Annotated in this window: 23 protein-coding genes; 6 read left to right on the top strand and 17 right to left on the bottom strand. The window is 38.2% G+C overall.

The features are described 5' to 3' along the window. Nucleotides 1-3: 3 nt before the first annotated feature. From JG734_RS01860 to JG734_RS01830, 7 genes are read right to left on the bottom strand one after another with little or no spacing between them, the layout of a single operon-like run. Complete coding sequence (locus JG734_RS01860) at nt 4-825, bottom strand: hypothetical protein (RefSeq protein ID WP_201333343.1); 822 nt, start codon at nt 823-825, stop codon at nt 4-6. Next, nucleotides 822-1,418 (bottom strand): response regulator transcription factor, encoded by a 597-nt coding sequence (locus JG734_RS01855; protein ID WP_201333342.1) that lies wholly within the window; start codon nt 1,416-1,418, stop codon nt 822-824. Before JG734_RS01855 ends, JG734_RS01860 begins: the two co-directional genes overlap by 4 nt. Continuing rightward, nucleotides 1,390-2,001, bottom strand: coding sequence for a lipopolysaccharide assembly protein LapB (locus tag JG734_RS01850; RefSeq protein WP_201333341.1), 612 nt, complete (start codon nt 1,999-2,001; stop codon nt 1,390-1,392). Before JG734_RS01850 ends, JG734_RS01855 begins: the two co-directional genes overlap by 29 nt. Next, nucleotides 1,982-4,009, bottom strand: coding sequence for an urea transporter (locus tag JG734_RS01845; protein WP_201333340.1), 2,028 nt, complete (start codon nt 4,007-4,009; stop codon nt 1,982-1,984). Before JG734_RS01845 ends, JG734_RS01850 begins: the two co-directional genes overlap by 20 nt. Beyond that, entirely contained in the window at nt 3,975-5,300 is a 1,326-nt protein-coding gene (locus tag JG734_RS01840; protein ID WP_201333339.1) for an alanine racemase, read from the bottom strand. The genes JG734_RS01845 and JG734_RS01840 overlap by 35 nt, the downstream gene beginning before the upstream one ends. Next, nucleotides 5,300-6,307: an ATP-grasp domain-containing protein gene (locus tag JG734_RS01835; RefSeq protein WP_201333338.1), complete on the bottom strand. Its 1,008-nt coding sequence runs from the start codon at nt 6,305-6,307 to the stop codon at nt 5,300-5,302. Before JG734_RS01835 ends, JG734_RS01840 begins: the two co-directional genes overlap by 1 nt. Continuing rightward, nucleotides 6,304-6,540 carry a PqqD family protein gene (locus JG734_RS01830; protein ID WP_201333337.1) on the bottom strand — a complete coding sequence of 79 codons (237 nt, stop codon included), beginning with the start codon at nt 6,538-6,540 and terminating at the stop codon, nt 6,304-6,306. The genes JG734_RS01835 and JG734_RS01830 overlap by 4 nt, the downstream gene beginning before the upstream one ends. 59 nt (nt 6,541-6,599) lie before the next feature. On the opposite strand from JG734_RS01830, the gene JG734_RS01825 reads away from it, so the two are divergent. Further along, nucleotides 6,600-7,439: a YihY/virulence factor BrkB family protein gene (locus JG734_RS01825; protein ID WP_201333336.1), complete on the top strand. Its 840-nt coding sequence runs from the start codon at nt 6,600-6,602 to the stop codon at nt 7,437-7,439. On the opposite strand, the gene JG734_RS01820 is transcribed toward JG734_RS01825, so the two are convergent. From JG734_RS01820 to zapB, 9 genes are all read right to left on the bottom strand, one after another. Further along, entirely contained in the window at nt 7,347-8,573 is a 1,227-nt protein-coding gene (locus JG734_RS01820; protein ID WP_201333335.1) for a ComEC/Rec2 family competence protein, read from the bottom strand. The genes JG734_RS01825 and JG734_RS01820 overlap by 93 nt on opposite strands. Then, nucleotides 8,573-9,982 carry a replicative DNA helicase gene (locus JG734_RS01815; protein ID WP_201333334.1) on the bottom strand — a complete coding sequence of 470 codons (1,410 nt, stop codon included), beginning with the start codon at nt 9,980-9,982 and terminating at the stop codon, nt 8,573-8,575. Before JG734_RS01815 ends, JG734_RS01820 begins: the two co-directional genes overlap by 1 nt. A gap of 1 nt (nt 9,983) precedes the next feature. After that, on the bottom strand, nt 9,984-11,039 hold the full coding sequence (gene ispG / locus JG734_RS01810; protein WP_201333333.1) for a flavodoxin-dependent (E)-4-hydroxy-3-methylbut-2-enyl-diphosphate synthase: 1,056 nt from the start codon (nt 11,037-11,039) through the stop codon (nt 9,984-9,986). A gap of 26 nt (nt 11,040-11,065) precedes the next feature. Next, complete coding sequence (locus JG734_RS01805) at nt 11,066-12,907, bottom strand: primosomal protein N' (RefSeq protein WP_236587000.1); 1,842 nt, start codon at nt 12,905-12,907, stop codon at nt 11,066-11,068. Further along, nucleotides 12,892-13,305, bottom strand: a complete 414-nt coding sequence (locus JG734_RS01800) for a type II secretion system protein (RefSeq protein ID WP_201333332.1) — start codon at nt 13,303-13,305, stop codon at nt 12,892-12,894. The genes JG734_RS01805 and JG734_RS01800 overlap by 16 nt, the downstream gene beginning before the upstream one ends. A 1-nt stretch (nt 13,306) precedes the next feature. Then, the gene (locus JG734_RS01795) at nt 13,307-13,759 is read right to left on the bottom strand and encodes a type II secretion system protein (protein WP_201333331.1); all 453 of its coding nucleotides are present in this window, start codon (nt 13,757-13,759) and stop codon (nt 13,307-13,309) included. Between the two features lie 48 nt (nt 13,760-13,807). Next, on the bottom strand, nt 13,808-14,320 hold the full coding sequence (locus tag JG734_RS09510) for a type II secretion system protein (protein WP_305080218.1): 513 nt from the start codon (nt 14,318-14,320) through the stop codon (nt 13,808-13,810). A 77-nt stretch (nt 14,321-14,397) separates the two neighbouring features. Next, nucleotides 14,398-14,613: a hypothetical protein gene (locus JG734_RS01785; RefSeq protein ID WP_201333330.1), complete on the bottom strand. Its 216-nt coding sequence runs from the start codon at nt 14,611-14,613 to the stop codon at nt 14,398-14,400. A gap of 1 nt (nt 14,614) precedes the next feature. Then, nucleotides 14,615-14,842 (bottom strand): cell division protein ZapB, encoded by a 228-nt coding sequence (zapB, locus tag JG734_RS01780; RefSeq protein ID WP_201333329.1) that lies wholly within the window; start codon nt 14,840-14,842, stop codon nt 14,615-14,617. A 68-nt stretch (nt 14,843-14,910) separates the two neighbouring features. Here zapB and uvrB point away from each other — a divergent pair, with 68 nt between their 5' ends. Then, the gene (gene uvrB, locus JG734_RS01775) at nt 14,911-16,941 is read left to right on the top strand and encodes an excinuclease ABC subunit UvrB (RefSeq protein WP_305080217.1); all 2,031 of its coding nucleotides are present in this window, start codon (nt 14,911-14,913) and stop codon (nt 16,939-16,941) included. On the opposite strand, the gene JG734_RS01770 is transcribed toward uvrB, so the two are convergent. Continuing rightward, on the bottom strand, nt 16,928-17,563 hold the full coding sequence (locus JG734_RS01770) for a carbonic anhydrase (RefSeq protein WP_201333328.1): 636 nt from the start codon (nt 17,561-17,563) through the stop codon (nt 16,928-16,930). The genes uvrB and JG734_RS01770 overlap by 14 nt on opposite strands. Before the next feature lie 68 nt (nt 17,564-17,631). Between JG734_RS01770 and JG734_RS01765 the strand changes: the two genes are divergently transcribed. The 4 genes from JG734_RS01765 (at nt 17,632) to JG734_RS01750 (ending at nt 22,053) form a co-directional block, all read left to right on the top strand. Continuing rightward, a complete protein-coding gene (locus JG734_RS01765; RefSeq protein ID WP_201333327.1) occupies nt 17,632-19,725 on the top strand; it encodes an RNA degradosome polyphosphate kinase in 2,094 nt (697 codons plus the stop codon). Then, complete coding sequence (locus JG734_RS01760; protein ID WP_201333326.1) at nt 19,725-20,261, top strand: gamma carbonic anhydrase family protein; 537 nt, start codon at nt 19,725-19,727, stop codon at nt 20,259-20,261. Before JG734_RS01765 ends, JG734_RS01760 begins: the two co-directional genes overlap by 1 nt. 124 nt (nt 20,262-20,385) lie before the next feature. Beyond that, nucleotides 20,386-21,861 carry an NAD(P)/FAD-dependent oxidoreductase gene (locus tag JG734_RS01755; RefSeq protein WP_201333325.1) on the top strand — a complete coding sequence of 492 codons (1,476 nt, stop codon included), beginning with the start codon at nt 20,386-20,388 and terminating at the stop codon, nt 21,859-21,861. A gap of 15 nt (nt 21,862-21,876) precedes the next feature. Next, nucleotides 21,877-22,053 carry a hypothetical protein gene (locus JG734_RS01750; protein ID WP_201333324.1) on the top strand — a complete coding sequence of 59 codons (177 nt, stop codon included), beginning with the start codon at nt 21,877-21,879 and terminating at the stop codon, nt 22,051-22,053. Nucleotides 22,054-22,075: the final 22 nt, after the last annotated feature.

Raw genomic sequence — 22,075 nt, 5'->3', positions numbered from 1 at the left:
AGCTTAAAAAGCTCTTGTATAGCTCACTACAAATATATTGCTATGGGCCTTTTTGTTTTGCTCATAAAATCTCGCTCGTGTGCCTTGGATTTTTAGAGAACTGTTTTTACTTAATGCTTTTGCAACAGATAACCCATAACTAGTATGATACTCTTCACCTAAATTAAATACAACAAATCCCTCTTTTGCTACTTTGTAGGCATTTTTACCAAAACTCGCTTGGGCTGTTGTTGTAAAACTCCCATTAAAATTGGTAAGCTTAATATCTGCATTGGAGTAGTTATCTTTTAGAGCTGCCCAATCTTCACTGATATTTATGTAGTTATATTGTACTTGGGCGTAGAAAGAGCCAATTTGAGATTTATAATCACCAAAATTTATACCGACTTTTGGAGATACTTGCCAAACATGAAAACCATCATAGCTGCTATAATGGAGGTTTACACCATAATTGTAATGCAAATAATCATAGTAAAGTATGCCAGCTGTGAAAACTTTTTGATAATCATCATTGTTACCTTGGTCAGTGAAAATATTATTCATTCCAATTTCATATACTATATGTTCTCCTTGATAATAGTGATAAAGAAGTGCTGCACTCTTTTGCTTATATGTAGGTATACCTCCATCATATGAAATTCTCATATACTCTAAATCCACATCTAACGCATATTTTTTTGTGCTATGACTCAAAAACACCCCTGCTAAATACGCACTATCTCTTTTTGTATTCCCAGTGTATGCAATATATCCTCCATATGGAAGAACAATATCACCTGCTAGCAAAGAAGCTGCCATAAATGATACTATTGATAACTTTTTCACCTCTTCTCCTTTACAATTTTATAGCCTTGAGATGGTTGACTCTCAATTGTAAAACCAAGACCCCTTAGCTTTGCAATTAAGACTTTTATGGAATTTTCACTATTGATAGAGTCACACTCTTGCAATATAGTATGCTTTTGTACATAACTTCCCATATTTTTCAAAAGCAAAAGCAGAAGCTCTTTTTGTGCATTGCTTAGAGCTATATGATCTCTTCCTTTAAACAGTTCGCCCCTTTTTACATCAAATCGCAAGTCTCTATATGAAAAGATCGCATTTTGAAGGTTATATAATTTTTTTTGATAGTAAGATATTCTTGCTTCTATTTTTTTGCTCTCTTGCCAAAGTATACAATCATCAGCAATTTGCAAAGCTCTTGCATACGATTGCTCATCACACATATTTGTGAGGAGTATAATATAAGAAAATAGATTTTTATACTGAGAAATCGTGCCAAAAAAGGCAAAATCGGCCAATAAGAGATCATATTTTTGTATGAAACTTTTTTGTTCCAATCCCTCAATATCTACAACATGATCATATTTGATATCGAGTTGTGCTAAATTACTTTGTGCTAGAAGGAGCAGTTTCATAGAGATATTCTCTTGCAGCAATATTCGTGGGGTAGTATCGCAATATTATTCTATAAAGAGTCTTTGCTTGTTGAGGATTACTCGTTTGATATGTCTTGGCCAAAATCAACAAAAAGTTTTGATCTGTTGGATAGTGTCGTAGTATCTTTCGAGCAATTTTTTGAACAGTAAGTAGATCATTTTTCCCTAACATCGCATAGGCAATATAGAGATTTGCATAGTAGTTATATGTATCTTCTTTCAATATTGCATTTCCATATTCAATGACGCCTTCGTTGTCCCCTTGGGCTAACAATACTCTCATTAGACCAAGTTTTGGCTCAAATGATTGCGGCTTGATCATCGCTGCTTTGGAGTAGTACTCTTTTGCATTAGCATATTGTTTGAGTTTATATGTAAGCCAACCCAAACGAAGATTGAGAAAGTAGTCTCTTGAGCTCCTTTTGTAATTTGGAATCAAAACCTCAATAGCTTTTTTATAATCTTGTAATGCCTCATACCGATAAGACTCTTGCAAAGATTTTTCAAAATTTGCAGCAGTAAGAATTACTACACATAATAAACTAAATAGAACTATTCTCATCGATCTTTCTCCTCAAAACTGTTTGGCCATAAGAGATCTCCTCAAAACCTTTATTATAGAATGAGAATTTTACCATTCCATAATCACTTTTTTGCTCTAGACGATCTTTGTAGTATACCTGTGCAAAGCGTCCCAATCTATGACAAAACGAAACGACAAATTCCAAACATATTTTTTTAAATCCCTTCGCATATAATGATAGAGGAATAAAGTCGATAAATTCTACCCTTTTGGCAATAAAAGGTATTCGAGGAGCAATGAGATAAAGGTGTTTAAGATAGCTCTCTTTTCCTTTATAATCATAAAAATAAAACATTTTTTCATTCATCGCAAAATAGGCTCTATTCTCTCCGTCATAAAAATAAAATTCTCCCAAATCATTCATTTTGACTGTAAAAGAGTAGCTCTCTTTTTTATCTCCTTCTCCCATCACTTCATAAGTATATTTTTCATCAAGTACAAAACTGAGTTTATCAAAAAGTGCTCTATCTTTTGAAACGTTTTCTATAAGCTCTTTTTCGCGAGGTAAACCATGAAATATAAGCTTACTCTTTTGTATATATTGATCAAATACAAAAGGGAGCGTCCGTGCTCCAAGAAATTGATATTCTTGGACTTGTATGTGTATGTGGGGCTCTGGAGAGTATCCCGAGTTGCCACACTTTGCTATCATTTGACCAGATTTAACATATTCACCTATACGCACTTTGATCGAGTGTTGCATGAGATGAGAGATCTCCACAAAAAATCCCTCATCGCTTTTGATTATAATGAAATTTCCCCAATTATGTATACGATCAACTACACCTATAGGATTATCTGGTAAATCATCTCGTATATCGACAATATACCCGTTGACAGGAGCTACAACATCTTGACCATATGCATAATACTCTTGTAAAGAGACACCACTTCCTGCATAACTTTTGCCATCTTGAATTTTTATAAAATCATAGGCATATTTCCAGTCTCCTCTATGGGTCCACTCACCATCAAAAGCTTGGTAGACACTCCACTCTCCCAAAAATGGCAAAGATATCTTTCGACTATTTGCACCAAAACGCAATGTGTTAGCCAAATAGTATTCCAAAGTCTCTTCTGGTGTTCTTTTAATAATATATGCAAACAGTCGATATCCCATCGTATAGAGCAAGAAAACAAAGAGAATGACAATAATATTGAATGGAATAGTATAGACAGGGATATTAAAAAGATTAAAAAAGACCTGCATTGCATCGCTGATAAAGACACTCAAAGCCACAGCTATAAGAGCTAAAACATAGTTTTTTATATGTGGTATTAAGAAGATACCGCCTAAAGCCATTGCTATCAATAAAAAATTGAAATTATATAAAGACCAAAGCGCCTCAGATGTTTGGACAAAAAGTGAGTGGACAGCCACTCCAACTCCAAATCCAGCAAACATCAAGAAAAAGAGTATACGAGAAAACCAAAGGATAAGAAGGGAGACAACAAAACCCACAATATTATATGGAAGGAAAAAGATCTCCCCTACCGTTTTAAAAAAATATTCAAAAGGTAAAGCAATATCAAATAGTGGCTGCCTGTCTAAAAGATTTGTTAAGAGGGTTGTATATTTGAGACTTGCGAGGAAAAATAGAATACTTACTAAACTAAAGGGAAGCGAGAGGATAGGGATTCCATATTTTATAAATATACGATTGAGACTAAATGAAAGCAAAAATGTAAAAATAGCGAGCAATATAGTCAGAATAATGCTCAAAATTGATATTTGGTAAAAAAAGCCAATACCAAAACCAACCAAAAGGGAATTATAAAGATAAAAACCATAGCGCAAATATTCTTCGCGCATATTAACAAACTCAGCAAAAAGTATAGTGGCAACTAGTGCTACAAGCCCCAATGCCCCTACACTCGGAAGCAAAAAACTCAAAAGAGCCAAAAGCATACCAGCTTTTGGATCATTGAGGAAAAGTATTGCGCTATAAGGTTTAAAAAATATCGCTAATTTCTTTTTCACTGACATATGCTAAATCATCACTTTCACGTATCAAAATTGGTTCTTTGTCTATCATAATAACACGCGGTCTGTATTGAATAAATTGCATCGATTGCGTAATGGTATAAGCCCCCACAGGCCAGATAGTAAGCACATCACCTCTTTGGAGAGGAGGCAACATAATATTATCTGCGATAACGTCAATATTCATACAAAGTGGACCATTAAGTTGGCTTGGTTCATTCAAACCTTCATGTTTTTTGTCAAGAAAAATGTCAAAATTGTACCAAAATGATGTATAGAGGAGATTAACTCCAGCATCTAAAATATAAGAGACTTTTCCATCTGGAAGTCTTTTTGAAGCAAAAACAGATGTAAGAAGATATCCAGCCTCATCTATAAGAGCACGTCCCGTTTCAAGATAGAGTTTTGGCAATCTATCATCAGCATTTTCATAAATCGCATCAACAATTGCTTCAGCATATTCATCAGGTGTCGGAACAACAACTTCAGGTGGCTGATATATACCTTTGAGGCGGTTTTTACTAGCAAATCCTCCACCAATATCGATATATTCTATACTGTATCCAAAATCCTCTTGTACCCTTTTTCTAAGTTGCATAAGTTTTGTTACAGCTACTTGGTATGCATTAGCTGCAAGCATAAAAGTTCCAATATGTGTATGCAAACCAGTAAGAATAAGTTTTTGACCTTTATAGATTCTCTCAATTGCATCATATGCTTCGCCGTTATCGATATTAAATCCAAAGCGACTCCATGCAGGATAGATACCTGTATCCATATTGCAGCGAATTGCTACTGGAATCTCTTTGCCAAGCTCTGTGGCAATATCTTCTAAATCATTGATCTCATGCCAGTGATCTATGTGGATTTTTGCTCCTTCAAGCACTGCCTTTTTGAGAGCTTCTTTTGGTTTATATGGACCATTAAAAATAATATCTCTTCCCTCTACCCCTAAGCTTCTAGCTTTATCATATTCAAAAGCACTGACAACTTCTGCCTTACTTCCAAGATCGTGAAATGTTTTACAGATAGCTCCAAGATAGTTCGTTTTGTAACTCCAATAAAACTCTACTTCTGGATAGCGGGAAACAAATGCGTCTTTGAATGCATCATACTTTTTCTCTATCTCTTTTTTGCTAAAAACAAAAAGAGGAGAGCCAAAATTTGCTACAAGTTCATTGACATTAAATCCATCAATTTCACTTTTTATTTTTTGAGATCTGTATGGATTACCATAATTTCCATGTTTTGTTGCACTAAAATCTATTCGATTAATCGTTGGTTTTTGGTACATCAAAGCTCCTTGTTTTTAATTAGTGATGCAAGTGTGGAAAAATCACTTACCGCCTCACTCACATAGCGCATGTACAGTTTTCCTTCAGGATAATCCAGCAGTTTTTGCGGTTTTTTTCCTAACATAATATCTATATAAAGCTTTGGAAGGTTGAGTCCAATGTCTACACCAAACCCGACCCAGGCTGGAAAACGCGGATTGATTTCGATGAGATAGATCTCATCTCCTCCTGCCAAAACTTCTAACTCAAAAGCTCCTCTCCATCCACTATACTCCACAAAGTTGTAAGCCAAATCTATCAATTTTTTATTTTTGATTGTTACCGCACTCCAGACTTTTCCAAGATCTGTCATTTGGAGTTTTTTTATGGCAAATCCTCCATAAAGCTCGCTGCTGCTTACTCCTACAAAATTTATCTCTTCACCTGCTACAATTTGCTGCAACAGTAGCGGAAATCCCCATTCATTCGATATTGTGTAAAATTTTTCAATAGCTTCATCTAGGTTGTGAACTTTATAAGCTTTGTAGTAGTTGCCCTTGATCATACAAGGAAAGCCCAACTCTTTTGTAACCGCAACAAGATCATCAATACTATTGATAATGAAAGTATCTGGATATTTGACATTGAGCTCTTTTGCCAAATCTGCCAAGGAAGATTTTTGGCGTAGATCAAACTGCTTGATGGTTGGTAAAAGCGTAGCAATACCTAAATCTTCAAACTTTTGTTGATGTTTTATGCATAGTGGCAACTCTGCATCAAGATTAGGAATATAGACCTCTATGCCGCTTTTTTGCTTGATATACTCTATACGTTCCAAAAATGTCTCTATACCAAAAGATGGATAGGGCATGAGGTAGACATGTTCAAAAATATCCTGGTAAATCCCTGGCTCATTTGGATCATAAGCTAGACCAATGAGATTATTTTCTTTTTGTAAGCCTTTGGCAACTCCCATCCCTGGAGCAGGATTGTCTGTGTTATTGAGTCCACTAATTGCTATTTTCATTGATACAATCCAAAAAGTTTGAGCTTGAGGAGAAAATCCTCCACATCGATATAGACCTCTCTCCAATCCTTTTCATATTTTTGTGCAAGTTCATGCACAATTTCATCTTTTGTCTTGATCTCTTTCAATAAATCAATAATCTCTTTGCCAGTCTCATTAAGCTCAAATGTAATGCCAAGTGATGGGACAAAAGCGATATTGTTTTGATCAATGTGTAACTCATTTATCAGCATACTTCCTCCTTTTGTGCTATTATATATAGCAGCTGTTAATATGGAGTTAATGGAAAAATATGTACACTATTTGGCAGAGAATAAAAGAGTTTTATGACCCAGATATATCAATGTATGCTTCTTCTTTGAGCTTTCATACAATATTTTCGATCATTCCTCTTCTGCTCGTCTCATTTTCTCTCTTTATAAAGCTGCCATCTTTTCAAAAACACTATCTCAAAATCAAAGAGTTTATCTTTTCAAATCTCATGCCAACGCAGCACGAGACATTCTCAAACTACATAGATACTTTTTTGCAAAATAGCAACAAACTGGGACTCATCGGTTTTGCATTTGTACTTTTTGCTTCACTTATGTTTTTCCAAAACTACGAATATATCATTAACAAAATCTTCAAAACTAAACCGCGAGGATTCTGGGAGTCAATCACAATCTATTGGACGCTCGTAACATTGGCTCCATTGGCTTTAGCTCTCTCATTTTATCTCTCAGCTAAAATCCAAACTCTGCTTAATAGCAGCAGTTACACAAGTGGTATTAACTTTTTGGCTCTTTTTCCCTATCTCATTATCTGGTTTCTCTTTTTTATCATGTATAAAATCAGCTCTAGCGAATATGTCAATATCAAAGCTGCTCTCATCTCCTCTTTTATCTCTTCTCTTATTTGGAATATTGGCAAAGCTCTTTTTATATACTATGTGTTCTATTCAAAAACTTACACTACGATTTATGGCTCTTTTAGTGCTATTTTGTTTTTCTTTTTATGGATTTATATTTCGTGGATTATATTTTTGTATGGACTTCGTTTATGCTACATGCTGCACAACTACTATCAATCCAAAGAGCAAAGCACCAAAGAAAATAAATCTGTGCAAAACTGCAAAAATACTCAACAGTAGATAGATTGCAAGCTGCCAAAGAGGCAGTGCAATATGCATCACTTCACTCTTGAGAGTAAAAAGATATCCTACAAAATCTAGAGAGTGACCCAATCCAATGATATGTAAGAACAAAGCAAGAGGATAAAAGAGAGTAAAAAGAAACGTCAAGAGAGGTGCTAAAAGCATTACAACACTCCACTGCCCAAAAATTGCTGCAGATAGAGGCAAAATTGCTGTAAAAAGATACAAATTGAGCAAAATAACAATAGCTAATCTATTTATATGTGAAAAGTGGTGCAAAAAGAGGTAGATGTAGAAAACTCCTGCTACAGAGAGCCAAAAACCGATCGAGAAGAGAAAATGGGGAAAGAGAGCAAGTATAAGTAGTACTGCCCACAAAAGTGTCTCAAAACTCAAAAGCCGCAAGTAACGGTGTATGATAAAGTATCCAAAGAGCAGCATCACAAAAGAGCGCACAACAGAGGGCAAAAATCCCAAAAAACTCATATAAGCCCCAGCCAAAACCAAAACAACACTCATCAAAAATGTATGCATCTGCCAATATGGCACAACTCTTTGCCAAAGAGGCTTAAGAATAGATCCCAAAACTACAAAAATCAATAAGGCCAAAAGACCTAGATGAAAACCGCTAATTGCAAAGAGGTGTGAAATCCCAAAGCGAGCAATTTTTTGGCGCGTCTCTTTGTTCATACTCGTAGCCAAGAAAAGGGCTCCAAACATCTCTTGGAGCGCAGCGCGTTCGTGTTGAGCAAAAATCTTCTCTTTGAAACTATACTTAGTATCTTTTGGCAAGACCTTGAGAATGTAGCCAGGATAGTAGAAACCTCGCAGGTAATCTAAAAAGGTAATCTTTTTACTAAATTTGCGAAAGAGAATCCATCTATCGCGCAGATCTTTTAAATTCTCATGGGTAGAACTATAAAAAATGGCTCCATCTTTGGCTTTGAGCTTGAAAATCTGCTTCTTACCCTTTGGGTATTGGTTGATGACGAGAGCTTTAATGTAGCGTGTATGTAAAAAGTGTTGATAGTTTTGGAAAGTAAAATAGAGGGAAGCTAAAGCTACAGAAATTAGTAGCAAAAGAGCTATGAGTCGCTCTTTGAAACTAAGAAAGAGAGGCTTTGGATCCATTAAATAGGTGGGATCTCGATATTTGTCTCTCTCATCTCAAACTCTCTCACTGTCTCAGCAGCTTCTTCGGCAAACTTCACATAATCTTTGTGGAACCAGAGCTTGACCACCCCTGTTGGACCGTTACGCTGTTTTCCTATGATTATCTCAGCTTCTTCTACCTTTTTCTCTTCAAGCTGCATATCGATCTTCTCACCTTTTGCCTGTGCCTCTTTGATTTTCTGTTTCGCTTCTTTGAGCTTATAGACATCATCACGATAGACAAACAAAATTACATCGGCATCTTGCTCAATCGCTCCAGATTCACGCAGGTCACTGAGCATTGGTCGTTTGTCTGGGCGGCTCTCAAGAGAGCGGTTGAGCTGTGAAAGAGCTATGATAGGAATTTGTAACTCTCTGGCTAAAAGTTTCAAACTACGACTAATTTCACTAATTTCTAGATGTCTATCTCTTGTACCACTTCCACTCATAAGCTGCAAGTAGTCGACAATTGCAAGTTCAATCTCGGGATGTTGGGATTTAAGCTTCCGTAATTTGGCACGAAGCTGATGAACATTGAGATTCCCCTCATCATCGATGAAGAGCTTTTTCTTTTCATAATAGTCACTTAGCCTGCTAATTTCTGCCCACTCAATATCGTTGAGATTTCCCACCCTCAATCTTTGCAAAGGTATGGCAGATTTTGCGCTGAGCATTCTGAGCATCAACTGCTCTGCAGGCATCTCTAAAGAGAAAAAGACGACACCTTTGTTTTGATCAAGCACCGATTGAGCGATATTGAGACTAAAGGCTGTTTTTCCCATTGATGGTCTTGCAGCTATGATGATGAGGTCTCCCGGGCTAAATCCTGCAGTCTTGAGATTGAGCTCATGAAAACCAGTGTCGAGGCCAATGAGGATAGAGTTGCCCTTCTCTTTCATCTTGAGTAGATGCTGGAGGGTATCTTTCATCACCTGTGAGCTGGTCTTAAAATCTTGGGAGCTGGTCTCTGTAGTGATTGCATAGAGTTTTGACTGCACCTCATCGATAACATCCACAACTGGCAGATCTTGCTCTACAGTTACTTTCTTTATCTCTGTTGCAAGATGAAGGAGTTCTCGCTTAAGAGCCTTCTCTTTTATCTCTTTGACATAAGCAGCAGTATTTGAAAGAGGATTAGCCGCAAGAATCTCTAAAAAAGCTGCCTCATCGAAAGCATTTTTATGTTCTAACTTCTCTTTGACAAATACTTCATCTATAGGCTGATCTTCACGCTCAAGCTCTTGCATTACCGCAAAGACTTTTTGGTGAAAGGGATGATAAAAATCCTCTGGCTCGAGTACTGCTGCTACATCTTCATAAATTGAAGGATCAAAGAGAATCGAACTTAAAACTGCTCGTTCTATATCCAGATTGTATAAACTCTCCATCTTACTCTCTTGCTAATTTTTCTACTTCTTGTAAAAATTTCTCTACAAGTTGCTCTTCTGGTAGCTTTGCTACTACTTCACCTTTTACCATAACCAACCCGCTCCCTTTGCCATATGCAATAGCAACATCAGCATGCTTGGCTTCACCAATAGCATTAACAACACATCCCATAACTGAGACATTGAGAGGTTTTTTAATATGCTTCGTTTTCTCTTCAACCTCTGCAACAGCCTTGACAAGATCTGCTTCAATCCTGCCACATGTAGGGCAGCTTATGATATTAAGCCCCTCTTTTGCCCTTCCGGCATCTTTTATAATAGCTCGTCCTACCTCTATCTCTTTTTCAAGCTCTCCTGTGATAGAGACGCGGATGGTATCGCCTATACCATCAAGAAGTAGTGAGCCGATACCTATTGCACTTTTAATAGTTGCATGAAAAATTGTTCCAGCTTCTGTAACACCCAAATGAAATGGATACGGTACAAGGGGACGAAGTTTACGATAAGCCTCTACAGTACGTCCCACATCACTTGCTTTCATACTTACTTTGATATCTGTAAAATCGAGGTCCTCTAAAAGCTTGATATGATAAAGCGCACTTTGCACCATCGCTTCGGCTGTTGCACCATATTTTGCTTCTATATCTTTTTCTAAACTTCCTGCATTGACACCTATGCGGATAGAGATTCCCCGCTCTTTACAAGCTTTTACCACCTCTTTGATACGCTCTTTGCTGCCAATATTTCCTGGATTGATACGTATACAGTCTACTACTTCAGCAGCTACGAGTGCAAGCTTGTAGTTGAAGTGGATATCTGCAACGAGTGGCAAAGAAGTTCTCTCTTTAATCTCAGCCAGAGCGAGAGCATCTTCCATCTCTGGCACTGCAACTCTCACAATATCAGCACCTGCAAAATGGAGCCTATTGATCTGTTCAACTGTAGCTTCAATATTTGCAGTGCGGCTATATGTCATCGATTGCACTGAGATTGGCGCATCCCCTCCAATAGCCACATCACCTACATAGATCTTCTTTGTTGGATAGCGCTCCATCATTCCCTCAAATTTTTTCTTTATTATACCTAACCAATCTGTACCGGATCCATATCCACATCACATAGCTCATTGCGGCTAGCGTAGATTGCTTCAAGGAGTTTTTTAGTAGATTTGCTACGCAGCAGTATGTGGTAGCGGTATTTATTGGCAATTTTCTCTATTATATTAGGTCCAGATCCTACTATCTCAACTTCTTCAAACTTTTGCAAACGCACAAGCACCTCCTGCATTGCTTCAGCTGCTTTTTTTTTCGATTTGTGAGCGAAATTGAGCTGTGCAAGTCTTACAAAAGGTGGATAGCGATCTTTACGAAGTTTTATCTCATCAACCAAAAATTTCTTATAGTCTAAATAGCTAGCAAAAAAATCACGATTTTTAGTCTGCACTATGACTCTTGCATCACTTTGACGCCCGGCACGTCCTGCAATTTGAAGCAATAGTGCTATCGCTCTCTCTCTTGCTTTGTAATCAGCTTGTGCAAGCACATAGTCTATATCCATGATGACACTTAGAGCTACATCGGGATAGTCATGCCCTTTTGAGAGCATTTGCGTTCCAACGAGAATATCTATCTCTTTTTTGGCAAAAGCTTTGAGGGTAGATTCGAGTTTTCGCTGGGTGGTAATCGTATCACGATCAAATTGTGCAATCTTGGCATCAGGGAGCAGAAGTTTGAGTTCATTTACTACTTCAGCTGTCCCCAGTCTCTTTGCACTGAGGTTTTCGCTTCTGCACTTCGGACACTGCTGCAATATTGGCTCACTAAACTCACAGTAGTGGCACACTAGCGCATTCTTATCAAAGTGCAAGCTCATCCCTACATCACAGTAGGGGCACTTTACAGCTTCTCCACACTCTTGGCATACAAGATATTTAAAATGTGCTCTAGTCGGAAGAAAAATGAGTGCTTGCTTGTTGTTCTCTAAAACAGTTTTGAGATTTTGAAGAATCGTCTCACTAATCCCTCTTCCATTATCAAAAATAAACTCCTTTTTTGCTTCCTTAAATCTTGATAACTCAAAAGAGGGATAACGATAATAGCTCGTAACACTTGGGGTCGCGCTTCCTAAAACCACAGGGATTTTAAGCTTTTTTCCCATATAGACTGCAATATCTTTTGCATTGATATGCGGACGACTTTGGGCTTTGTAGCTCTCATCATGCTCTTCATCCACAACTATGAGGCCAAGATTTTGCAGTGGTAAAAAGAGTGCGCTGCGAGGGCCCGCTATGATTTTGGCTTCTTTTCTATAGATCTTCTCTAAATTTTCTTGGCGTTTCTTTTTTGTGAGTTTGCTATGCCAAACAACCACACTCTTGCCAAAAACCTCTTCAAGTCTCTTTTGCATCTGAGGAGTCAGAGCGATCTCTGGCATCAAAAATATCGCCTCTTTTCCCTCTTGGATGATTTTTTTAAAATACTCTATATAGATCTCTGTCTTTCCACTTCCCGTTTGTCCAAAAAGCAAAGATACAGGATGTTTTTGGATAAATGCAAGGGCTTCTAGCTGCTTGGGTGAGAGCTTGCATGGTGGAAGGTTTAGTTCGCTATTATTTGCAAGCGATACATTTTTTTTAAACGGTACAAAAAGCGAGAGTGCTTCAGAGATGTGTGCTACGTAGTATTGTGAAATAAATTTGGCAAAATCGAACTGCATAGGCGAGAAGTAGTGCTCTGATATCTCTTCTATCTCATAACAATCAAACTCTGGTTTATCCACTTCATATAAAACCACCGCTTCCACTCTTCGCTTAGCAAGAGGCACGAGACATATTTGCCCAGGAGATAAGGATTTGGTTGATGTGTAAGTAAGTGTGAGAGGACGGTTGCGAATAGCTACTTCATAGTACATCAAAAGTTGTTGCAAATTCCTGAAATAGTTGATTGGTTTTGGTCACAATCAAAGCTTCCGTTGGTTGGGTTATATGTAAAAGCTATAATATTGCCATCTAAATGGTATTTATATAAAGTATTTGAGACCTTTTCCCATCCCTTTTGCGTATCTTGAGCAACAGGATGTGGTAGCACTTTTTCAAAAAGCCCACTACTTCCGCTCAGATCATTTGGATAAGGAGATTGACCAAGAAGAATATGCTTGTTTTTATACACCTGCAATCCACTGCGAACAGCAGTGACGGTAGATTTGACTTCGGCAAGCTTCGCTTCATTGAGAGCACCAGTAAATTTTGGAATTGCAATTGAGGCCAAAATACCAATTGCTAAGATTACAAAGAGTAGTTCTATTAATGTAAATGCTCGTTTCATACTAGAAATTATAGCTGCTTTGTTTTGAAGAGACAAATTTAGGCGCATCTGTTTTGTTACCATCACGACAGAAAATATTATATTCACCGCCTTTTTCCACATTTTTTGCTATAAAAGGCTGTGCAACTTCACCTACTTTAGCACAATTGTCAAAATTTACCGAACTTTTATCGAAATATTGCGGTATTGTAATGTAGAGATTTAAATTATTTCCATAAAAGGTCGATGGATTATTGTCATTATCACTTTTAAGACTTCCCTCACCACCTGCAAAGATAGATTTTGCCCATAGCGTATGGCCGGTTGTGCGTGTGAGAGTTGCTGCAAAAGCTTTTGCTACTGTTTGTGCAGATTGTGCTTGCATCTGAAAATAGACTGGTATAGATATAGCAGCCAATATTCCTAATATAAGTAAGACAAAAATAATTTCTAGAAGTGAAAAAGCTTTTTTCATTTTTTTTATATTATAGTTATGAAGGCCAAAGAAGCCTTCATAACATGATTACATGAGATAGTTAGAAGGAATAGTTGTATTTGGTTCTGCTACATTACTTGCATCAAATGTCAAGAATGGTGCATTTGTAGCATTCCCTTCAAAGCAGTAAATAGGAACTTGCGCGTTACCAATGTCATATTGACCAAATTGAGGTAAACTACCACCACTACCATTACCACATGCATTTGACAATGCAGTTGAACTATTTTTCAATGGTGTACCTGAAGTATCTTGAAGCTTGTCTGGTAAATCTATGTAATCTTTAAGATCAGCCAATGTCATTGCAGAACCAGATGCATTCTTGAGCTGAGTGATATCACCATCTGTACCAGTAGCCATTGCTTTACTCCATAGTGTTGGAAAGACTGTTCTGTTCATTGTTCCAACAAATGCTTGTGCTTTACCAGCTTTTGCCTGGCTTGTCACACCGATGAACTTTGGCAATGCAACTGCTGCCAAAATACCCAAGATTACGATCACGAAGATCAACTCGATCATAGTAAAACCACCACGTCTCATGACGTCTCCTTTGAATGAAATTTTCTCGCAGGTCATCCTGCAATTCACATTATCGTACAACCAAAATTATTTTTTAGTTAATTTGGAAATTTTTTGAGAAGTTTTTGCAGTTTTTGCTCTAACACATAGCAGTCGTAGCACTTTTTGAGGTAAGCTTGGAGGAGTTCTTTAATCGAATTATTCTCATAAGGAGGGAGCTCCTTTTCTAGCTCCGTCTCCAAAGCTTGGGCAAAGTCATTTTTGAGATTGATATCATACTCTTTGCCCTCTATCTTGATAGTTACACGTTTCACACTATCCTACCAGTGTCTCTATTTTTTTGATAATTTCATCAATTTCACGATTTTTTTGCGCCAACTCTTCACGCAAGCGTTCGATCTCTTTGTCTTTCTCTTCACTTTGAGCTTTGCATGTTACATAATCTTTGCGCAAAGTTTCATTCTCATTTTTGAGTGTTTCATATTTTAATAGAAGCTCTTCTATCTTTTCACTCAGTTTCTCCATCAAATCAATGTGCTCCATTACACCTCTTTTAAGTTTAATTTAAATTTAGTATAATTTTAGCAAAATTTTATAAAAGAGGTTTTAAATTGGCAAAGTTTCAAATGGTAACAGATATGCAGCCTGCAGGAGATCAACCCCAGGCAATAGAAAAACTTACTCTCTCTATCAAAGATGGCAATCGCTACCAAACACTCCTTGGAGTTACCGGGAGTGGCAAAACATATACAATGGCAAAAATTATTGAAAACCTGCAGATGCCTACACTCATTATGACACACAACAAGACTCTTGCAGCTCAACTCTATAGCGAATTTAAGCACTTTTTTCCAAAAAACCATGTGGAGTATTTCATCAGCTATTATGACTATTATCAGCCAGAAGCTTATCTCCCGCGTCAAGATCTCTTTATTGAAAAAGATAGCTCCATCAATGATGAGTTAGAGCGCCTACGTCTCAGTGCCACAGCAAGCTTGCTTGAGTACGATGATGTCATAGTTGTAGCCTCAGTGAGTGCAAACTACGGTCTTGGTAACCCGCATGAATATCGCAAGATGGTATTCAGATTTGAAGTAGGCAACGAGATTGGCCAAAGAGAACTCCTCTTTCGCCTTTTGGAGATGGGATATAAGCGTAATGATAAATTTTTTGATAGAGGAGATTTCCGTGTCCGCGGTGATGTGGTGGACATCTATCCAGCATACTTTGAAGATAAAGCTGTACGGGTTGAATTCTTTGGTGATGAGATAGAGTCAATTTATACATTTGATCCACTCACAAATGAGCGTATTGATGACATTGATTCATTTACTCTCTACTCTGCAAGTCAATTTATTGTAGGACAAAATCGTCTTGCAGAAGCTATTAAATCGATAGAAAAAGAGCTCGAAGAGAGACTAAAGTTTTTCAAAAAAGAGGAGAAACTCTTAGAGTATCAACGTCTGAAACAGCGCACGGAGTTTGACCTAGAGATGCTAGAGACTACAGGGACTTGCAAGGGAATAGAAAACTACTCACGTCACCTCACAGGCAAAAAACCGGGAGAGACTCCCTACTCACTTTTAGACTACTTTGAAGCAATGGGTAAGCCCTATCTTGTCATAGTTGATGAGTCACATGTTAGTCTCCCGCAGTTTCGTGGAATGTATGCCGGAGATAGAAGCCGTAAAGAAGTATTGGTAGAATATGGTTTTAGACTCCCAAGTGCACTGGATAACAGACCTTTAAAATTTGATGAATTTATCAACAAAGCTCCCCACTACCTCTTTGTCTCTGCCACTCCAGGAGAACTCGAGCTTCAACTCAGCGCTACTGTAGCACACCAAATCATCCGTCCTACCGGACTTCTTGATCCACTCGTAGAAGTTGCACCAAGCTCCAATCAAGTAGAAATCCTCCATGATGAAATCAAGAAAGAGGTAGCTCAAGGCAACAGGGTACTTGTAACAACACTTACAAAAAAAATGGCAGAAGATTTGACCAAATTTTATGCTGACCTTGGTATCAAGGTCAAATATATGCACTCAGAAATAGACGCGATTGAACGCAATCAGATTATCCGCGGTTTACGTAGAGGAGATTTTGACGTACTTATAGGTATCAACCTCTTGCGAGAAGGGCTGGATCTGCCAGAAGTAAGTCTCGTAGCCATTATGGATGCTGACAAAGAGGGTTTTTTGCGCAGTGAAACAAGTCTCATACAGACTATGGGAAGAGCTGCTAGAAATGCTCACGGTCGCGTGATAATGTTTGCAGACAAAATCAAACAGCATCAAAAAGTCGACTCGCTTGAAGAGCTTGAAAAAATCAAAGATCAGATCACCGGCTCCATGTATCGTGCTATCAAAACTACAATCAAGAGACGCCAAAAGCAAAAAGAGTACAATGAAGTTCATGGTATTATTCCAAAAACTGTCAAGCGACGCCTTGATGAAAACCTCAAGAGCGAAGATCTTGACAAACTCTATGAGCGGAAGAGAAAAACCGATAAACTCCCTCCAAAAGAGAAAGAGAAAATCATCAAGGAGCTACGCAAAGCTATGCATGAAGCGGCACAAAAGCTTGAGTTTGAAGAGGCTGCGCGGCTTAGAGACGAGATCGAAAAGATCAAGGCTCTATAGGCTTGAAATCTCCCACCTCTTCATCAAAATACTCTATCTCACTTGATTCAATCTTATAATACCATCCATGCAAAAAAAGCTCATGAGCTTCTACTCTCTTCTTCACTGCCGGGTATGTTAGGAGATTTTGGAGTTGCACAAGGATCGATGCCTTCTCTGTCGTTCGCAATAAGAGCTCTTTATCATCTATCCCTACCGTATCTATAGCAATACGTTTAGCAGGCTCACCAATTTCAAGCCACTTTTTTATATGTATTAGCTCTACTGTTTGAGGGATATCTTTATAGAGACTTTCACAAGCGCCACAATGGCTATGCCCACATATAATAATATCACTTACGTTTAAAACACTTACTGCATACTCAATAGCACTTGCTGTAGCATGGAAGTCATTATCTGGCTTGAAAGGCGGAACAAAATTGCCAATATTACGAAAAACGAAAAGATCTCCAGGCTTTGCACCTGTAATGAGATCTGGAACGACACGTGAATCACTACATCCAATAAAGAGGGTTTTTGGGCTTTGCCCTTTTGCAGCTAACTCCTCAAAAAGCTTTTCATATTTTTTGAAGTGTATCTTTTTGAATTCCTGATAATTTTGAATAAACTTTTTGATATGCATGTCACACCTTTTGATTGATTTTAGTCAATATTTGTTAAAATTTTTCTTACTACTCTCAAAGGTGGCTTATGAATCTCAAAGACCCAAAACTCTATATCAACAGAGAGCTCTCTTGGCTCAAATTCAATACACGCGTTTTAGAAGAAGCACAAGATAAAACCAATCCTTTGCTTGAACGCCTCAAATTCATTGCAATTTATGGAACAAATCTTGATGAATTTTATATGATTCGCGTTGCAGGGCTCAAAAAACTCTTCAAATACCGCATTCGTGTAACCGGTCCTGACAAAATGACACCTCTACAGCAACTCAAAGCCATACGTGAGTATCTTCACAAAGAAAAAGTCACTCTCCATGAGACATATTTTGAAATTGTTGCTGCCCTTGAAAAAGAGGGACTCAAAATTACCTCTTATGATGAACTTGATAGCAATACCAAAAAACAGATCAACGACTACTTTTATAATAATCTCTACCCTGTTATAGTTCCTATTGCAGTGGATGCTACACATCCTTTTCCACACCTTAACAACCTCAGCTTTGCACTTGCTCTAAAACTTATTGATAGTGCCGATCCGCATGAAGTAAAGTTTGGTTTAGTGAGAATCCCTCGTGTACTTCCGCGATTTGTACAGATCGAAAATACATATATTCCGATTGAAACAATTGTTCAGGCACATCTTACCGCCCTCTTCCCCGGCTATAAAATCGTCGCAAGTACACCTTTTCGTGTCACACGTAATGCTGATATAGAAATCGAAGAGGAAGAAGCAGATGATTTTATGGAACTTTTAGAAGAGGGACTGAAACTAAGACGCAAAGGTGAAATTGTACGTCTTGAAATTGGCGAGGGTGCAGATGAAGATCTCATAAATTTCCTCATTGAACACCTCAATGTAGACCCAGAAGATATATACAGTTACAAAATCCCTATCAATCTTGGTGCTTTATGGGAGATTGTGAACAACAAAAACTTTGCTCATCTACTCTTTGAGCCTTTTACTCCAAAAATCTTACCGCCACTTGATACTGCAGATTCCATTATGTCAGTTATAGAGCATGAAAATGTGATGCTCTATCATCCATATGAGAGTTTTGATCCGGTAGTGAGATTCATCAAAGAGGCTAGCAAAGATCCAGAAGTGCTTGCGATTCGTATGACACTCTACCGTGTTGGTAAGAACTCCCCCATTGTACGTGCTCTCATCAATGCAGCTGAGAGTGGTAAACAGGTTACTGCAATGGTTGAACTCAAGGCTCGCTTTGATGAAGAGAATAACCTCATTTGGGCAAAGGAGCTCGAAAAAGCAGGGGCCCATGTAATATTTGGAATCCCTGGATTTAAAGTCCATGCAAAGATTGCGCAAGTGATCAAAAAGGATGGCGACAGACTCAAACAATTTGTCCATCTCGCTACGGGAAATTACAACCCTACGACAGCACGCATCTATACAGATGTATCTTATTTTACATCTCAAAAAGAGTTTACAGAAGATGCTACAAGATTTTTCCATTTCCTCACAGGATTTAGTAAAAAAACTAAACTTAACACCCTCTATATGTCGCCATTCCAAATAAAATCAAAACTCTTACAATTGATTGATGAAGAGCGCAAAAAGGGATCACAGGGACACATAATTGCTAAGATGAACTCACTTGTAGACCCTGATGTGATAGTAGCCTTGTATAAAGCTAGTATGGCAGAAGTAAAGATCGAACTGATTGTGAGAGGTATTTGCTGCTTGCGTCCAGGTATAAAAGGGGTAAGTGAAAATATCCACGTCATATCGATTGTTGGCAAATATCTTGAACATGCACGAATCTTTTACTTCAAGCACTCTTCTCCAAATATCTTCATCTCTAGTGCAGACTGGATGCCAAGAAATCTCGAACGACGCATAGAGCTTATGTCACCAATATATGATGAGGAGATAGCCGATAAACTCTACGAAATACTCCAAATTCAACTCAAAGACAATGTCAAGGCCAGAGAACTTCTGCCAAATGGAGAATATCAAAAAGTAAAACCAGAACCAAACAGACCAAAAATCAATTCACAACTAATTATGGAAGAGTATGTGAAGCTTTTGTATAACTCCCACCACAAAAATACAACAAACAAAGCAAAACGGTTAGCCCGTAGATTACTCAAGGAGAGCTGATGCTATTGCATTATAAAAAATGGTTTCCAAAATTTGGAAAAGATTCATGGGTAGCACCTGGCGCTACCGTTATAGGTAATGTGACCTGTGGTGAGGATGTCTCTATATGGTTTGGTTGCGTTATCCGTGGTGATGTCCACTCTATCAAAATAGGTGATCGTACCAACATCCAAGATCTTACGATGATACATGTAACACACTACAAAAAACCTGATATGAGTGATGGATATCCTACAATCATAGGAAATGATGTGACAATTGGCCATAGAGTAATGCTCCATGGGTGTACTATAGAAGATGCCTGTCTCATTGGTATGAATGCCACCATTCTTGATGGTGCGGTAATTGGCAAAGAGTCTATTGTAGGTGCTGGAGCTCTTGTTACTGGTGGCAAAAACTTCCCTCCTCGATCTCTCATTCTCGGCTCACCTGCAAAAGTTGTACGCCAACTTACAGACCAAGAGGTAGAAGAACTCTACGCAAGTGCTACAAGATATGTAGCTTTTAAAAACGAATATATTAATAGTATAAGGTAGACTAATAATTATAATAACGTTAATTTATCCTTATGTGATTTGGATAGATTATTTTTTTTATAATAATTTTTTAAACTCAATCGGAATATAATATATCGGTTACAAAATTTTTAAAGGGGCAAATATGGCAAGAATTGTTGTACTTGGTGCAGGTGTATCTGGACATACTGCTGCTACTTTTGCAAAGCATTGGCTTGGCGATAAACATGAAGTAGTAGTAGTATCTCCAAACAGTAAATGGAACTGGATCCCATCTAACATCTGGGTAGGCGTTGGCGAAATGAGCCCAGAAGATGTAGTGTTTGAATTGGCTCCTGTATACAAAAAAGCTGGAATCGATTTCAAACAGGCAAAAGCGGTCTCTATCCACCCAGAAGGCAAAGAGGGGAGTGACAGACCATTTGTGACTGTTGAATATACTGATCCAAACAAAAAAGGAGAGACTGAAGAGGTAGAGTATGACTACCTCATCAATGCAACCGGTCCGAAACTCAACTTCGCTGCAACTCCGGGACTAGGACCAGATGAAGGCAACTCGCTTTCGGTATGTACTTACCTCCACGCTGCAGAAGCAAATACCCATTTTCAAAATGCAATTGAGCGTATGAAAAAAGGGGAGAAAGTTAAATTCCTCATTGGAACCGGACATGGTATGTGTACATGCCAAGGTGCTGCGTTTGAGTATATCTTCAACATCGAGCATGAACTCAGAGAAGCAGGTGTTCGAGATAAAGCGGAAATCAAATGGATCTCAAATGAGCAGTTCCTTGGCGACTTCGGAGTTGCAGGTCTTCATATCAAATGGGGTGGACATATTGTAAGCTCTAAAGTACTCGCTGAATCACTCTTTGCGGAACGAGGTGTTGACTGGATCACAGGAGCACACGTCAAAGAGGTACAAAAAGGAAAACTCCAGTACGAACTTCTTGATGGAACAGAAGGCGAAGAGACATTTGATTTTGCAATGCTCATCCCTCCATTTAGCGGGGTAGGTCTTAAAGCATACGACAAAGCTGGCAATGACATTACTGATAAAGTCTTTATGCCAAATGGCTTTATGAAAGTTGATGCAGACTATACTCCAAAACCTTTTGAAGAATGGAAAGCAAGCGACTGGCCAAAATATTATCAAAACCCAGATTACGCAAATATGTTTGCAGTGGGTATCGCATTTGCACCTCCTCACCCAATTTCTAAACCTGCAAAATCTGTCAACGGTACACCAATAACTCCGGCACCTCCAAGAACCGGTATGCCTTCAGGAATCATCGGTAAAACTGTCGCACGAACAGTGTGTGATGTGATCGAAGGAAAATATAGCCTTGAGGAGGTTAAAGAAAAAGGTCACCACGCATCTATGGCAGAAATGGGTGCAGCGTGTGTGGCTTCAACTGGTAAAAGTATCTGGAATGGTTCAGCAGTAGCATTGACTGTTTATCCAGTTGTACCAGATTATGACAGATTCCCAGGAACCGGACGAGATCCAGAATACACTTTTGGTGAGATCGGTCTTGCAGGTCACTGGATCAAGCATATCTTGCACTACATGTTTATGTGGAAAGCACAACTCAAACCAGGATGGACACTCATCCCTGAATAAGAAAAAGGAGAAACAATGGCAGATTACAAAGATATACAAAAGAACATTACACCATATGATGATAAAACATACGGAACTATGATTCCAGGGCCTTTTCAACGATTCCTAAGAACATGCAAAATCTGGCAGTTTATCCGATTTATCATCATCAACCTCAAAATGTTGGCAGTCGTTTCTAAATCTCACCACTAAACATAAGGGGCTCTGCCCCTTC

Origin of the sequence: Nitratiruptor sp. YY09-18 (genome assembly GCF_016593235.1) — a bacterium.
In the GTDB taxonomy this organism is placed as follows: Bacteria; Campylobacterota; Campylobacteria; order Campylobacterales; family Nitratiruptoraceae; genus Nitratiruptor.
This window is presented reverse-complemented; position numbering and strand designations above follow the sequence as displayed.

Coding starts and splice junctions, on each gene's coding strand:
- JG734_RS01800 (WP_201333332.1), bottom strand. CDS start 13,305: ATGAAACGAGCATTTACATTAATAGAACTACTCTTTGTAATCTTAGCA.
- JG734_RS01815 (WP_201333334.1), bottom strand. CDS start 9,982: ATGGAGAGTTTATACAATCTGGATATAGAACGAGCAGTTTTAAGTTCG.
- JG734_RS01845 (WP_201333340.1), bottom strand. CDS start 4,009: ATGTCAGTGAAAAAGAAATTAGCGATATTTTTTAAACCTTATAGCGCA.
- ispG (WP_201333333.1), bottom strand. CDS start 11,039: ATGATGGAGCGCTATCCAACAAAGAAGATCTATGTAGGTGATGTGGCT.
- JG734_RS01765 (WP_201333327.1), top strand. CDS start 17,632: ATGAATCTCAAAGACCCAAAACTCTATATCAACAGAGAGCTCTCTTGG.
- JG734_RS01770 (WP_201333328.1), bottom strand. CDS start 17,563: ATGCATATCAAAAAGTTTATTCAAAATTATCAGGAATTCAAAAAGATA.
- JG734_RS09510 (WP_305080218.1), bottom strand. CDS start 14,320: ATGAGACGTGGTGGTTTTACTATGATCGAGTTGATCTTCGTGATCGTA.
- JG734_RS01855 (WP_201333342.1), bottom strand. CDS start 1,418: ATGAAACTGCTCCTTCTAGCACAAAGTAATTTAGCACAACTCGATATC.
- JG734_RS01825 (WP_201333336.1), top strand. CDS start 6,600: ATGTACACTATTTGGCAGAGAATAAAAGAGTTTTATGACCCAGATATA.
- JG734_RS01850 (WP_201333341.1), bottom strand. CDS start 2,001: ATGAGAATAGTTCTATTTAGTTTATTATGTGTAGTAATTCTTACTGCT.
- JG734_RS01750 (WP_201333324.1), top strand. CDS start 21,877: ATGGCAGATTACAAAGATATACAAAAGAACATTACACCATATGATGAT.
- JG734_RS01835 (WP_201333338.1), bottom strand. CDS start 6,307: ATGAAAATAGCAATTAGTGGACTCAATAACACAGACAATCCTGCTCCA.
- JG734_RS01820 (WP_201333335.1), bottom strand. CDS start 8,573: ATGGATCCAAAGCCTCTCTTTCTTAGTTTCAAAGAGCGACTCATAGCT.
- JG734_RS01760 (WP_201333326.1), top strand. CDS start 19,725: ATGCTATTGCATTATAAAAAATGGTTTCCAAAATTTGGAAAAGATTCA.
- zapB (WP_201333329.1), bottom strand. CDS start 14,842: ATGGAGCACATTGATTTGATGGAGAAACTGAGTGAAAAGATAGAAGAG.
- JG734_RS01830 (WP_201333337.1), bottom strand. CDS start 6,540: ATGCTGATAAATGAGTTACACATTGATCAAAACAATATCGCTTTTGTC.
- JG734_RS01795 (WP_201333331.1), bottom strand. CDS start 13,759: ATGAAAAAAGCTTTTTCACTTCTAGAAATTATTTTTGTCTTACTTATA.
- JG734_RS01840 (WP_201333339.1), bottom strand. CDS start 5,300: ATGTACCAAAAACCAACGATTAATCGAATAGATTTTAGTGCAACAAAA.
- JG734_RS01755 (WP_201333325.1), top strand. CDS start 20,386: ATGGCAAGAATTGTTGTACTTGGTGCAGGTGTATCTGGACATACTGCT.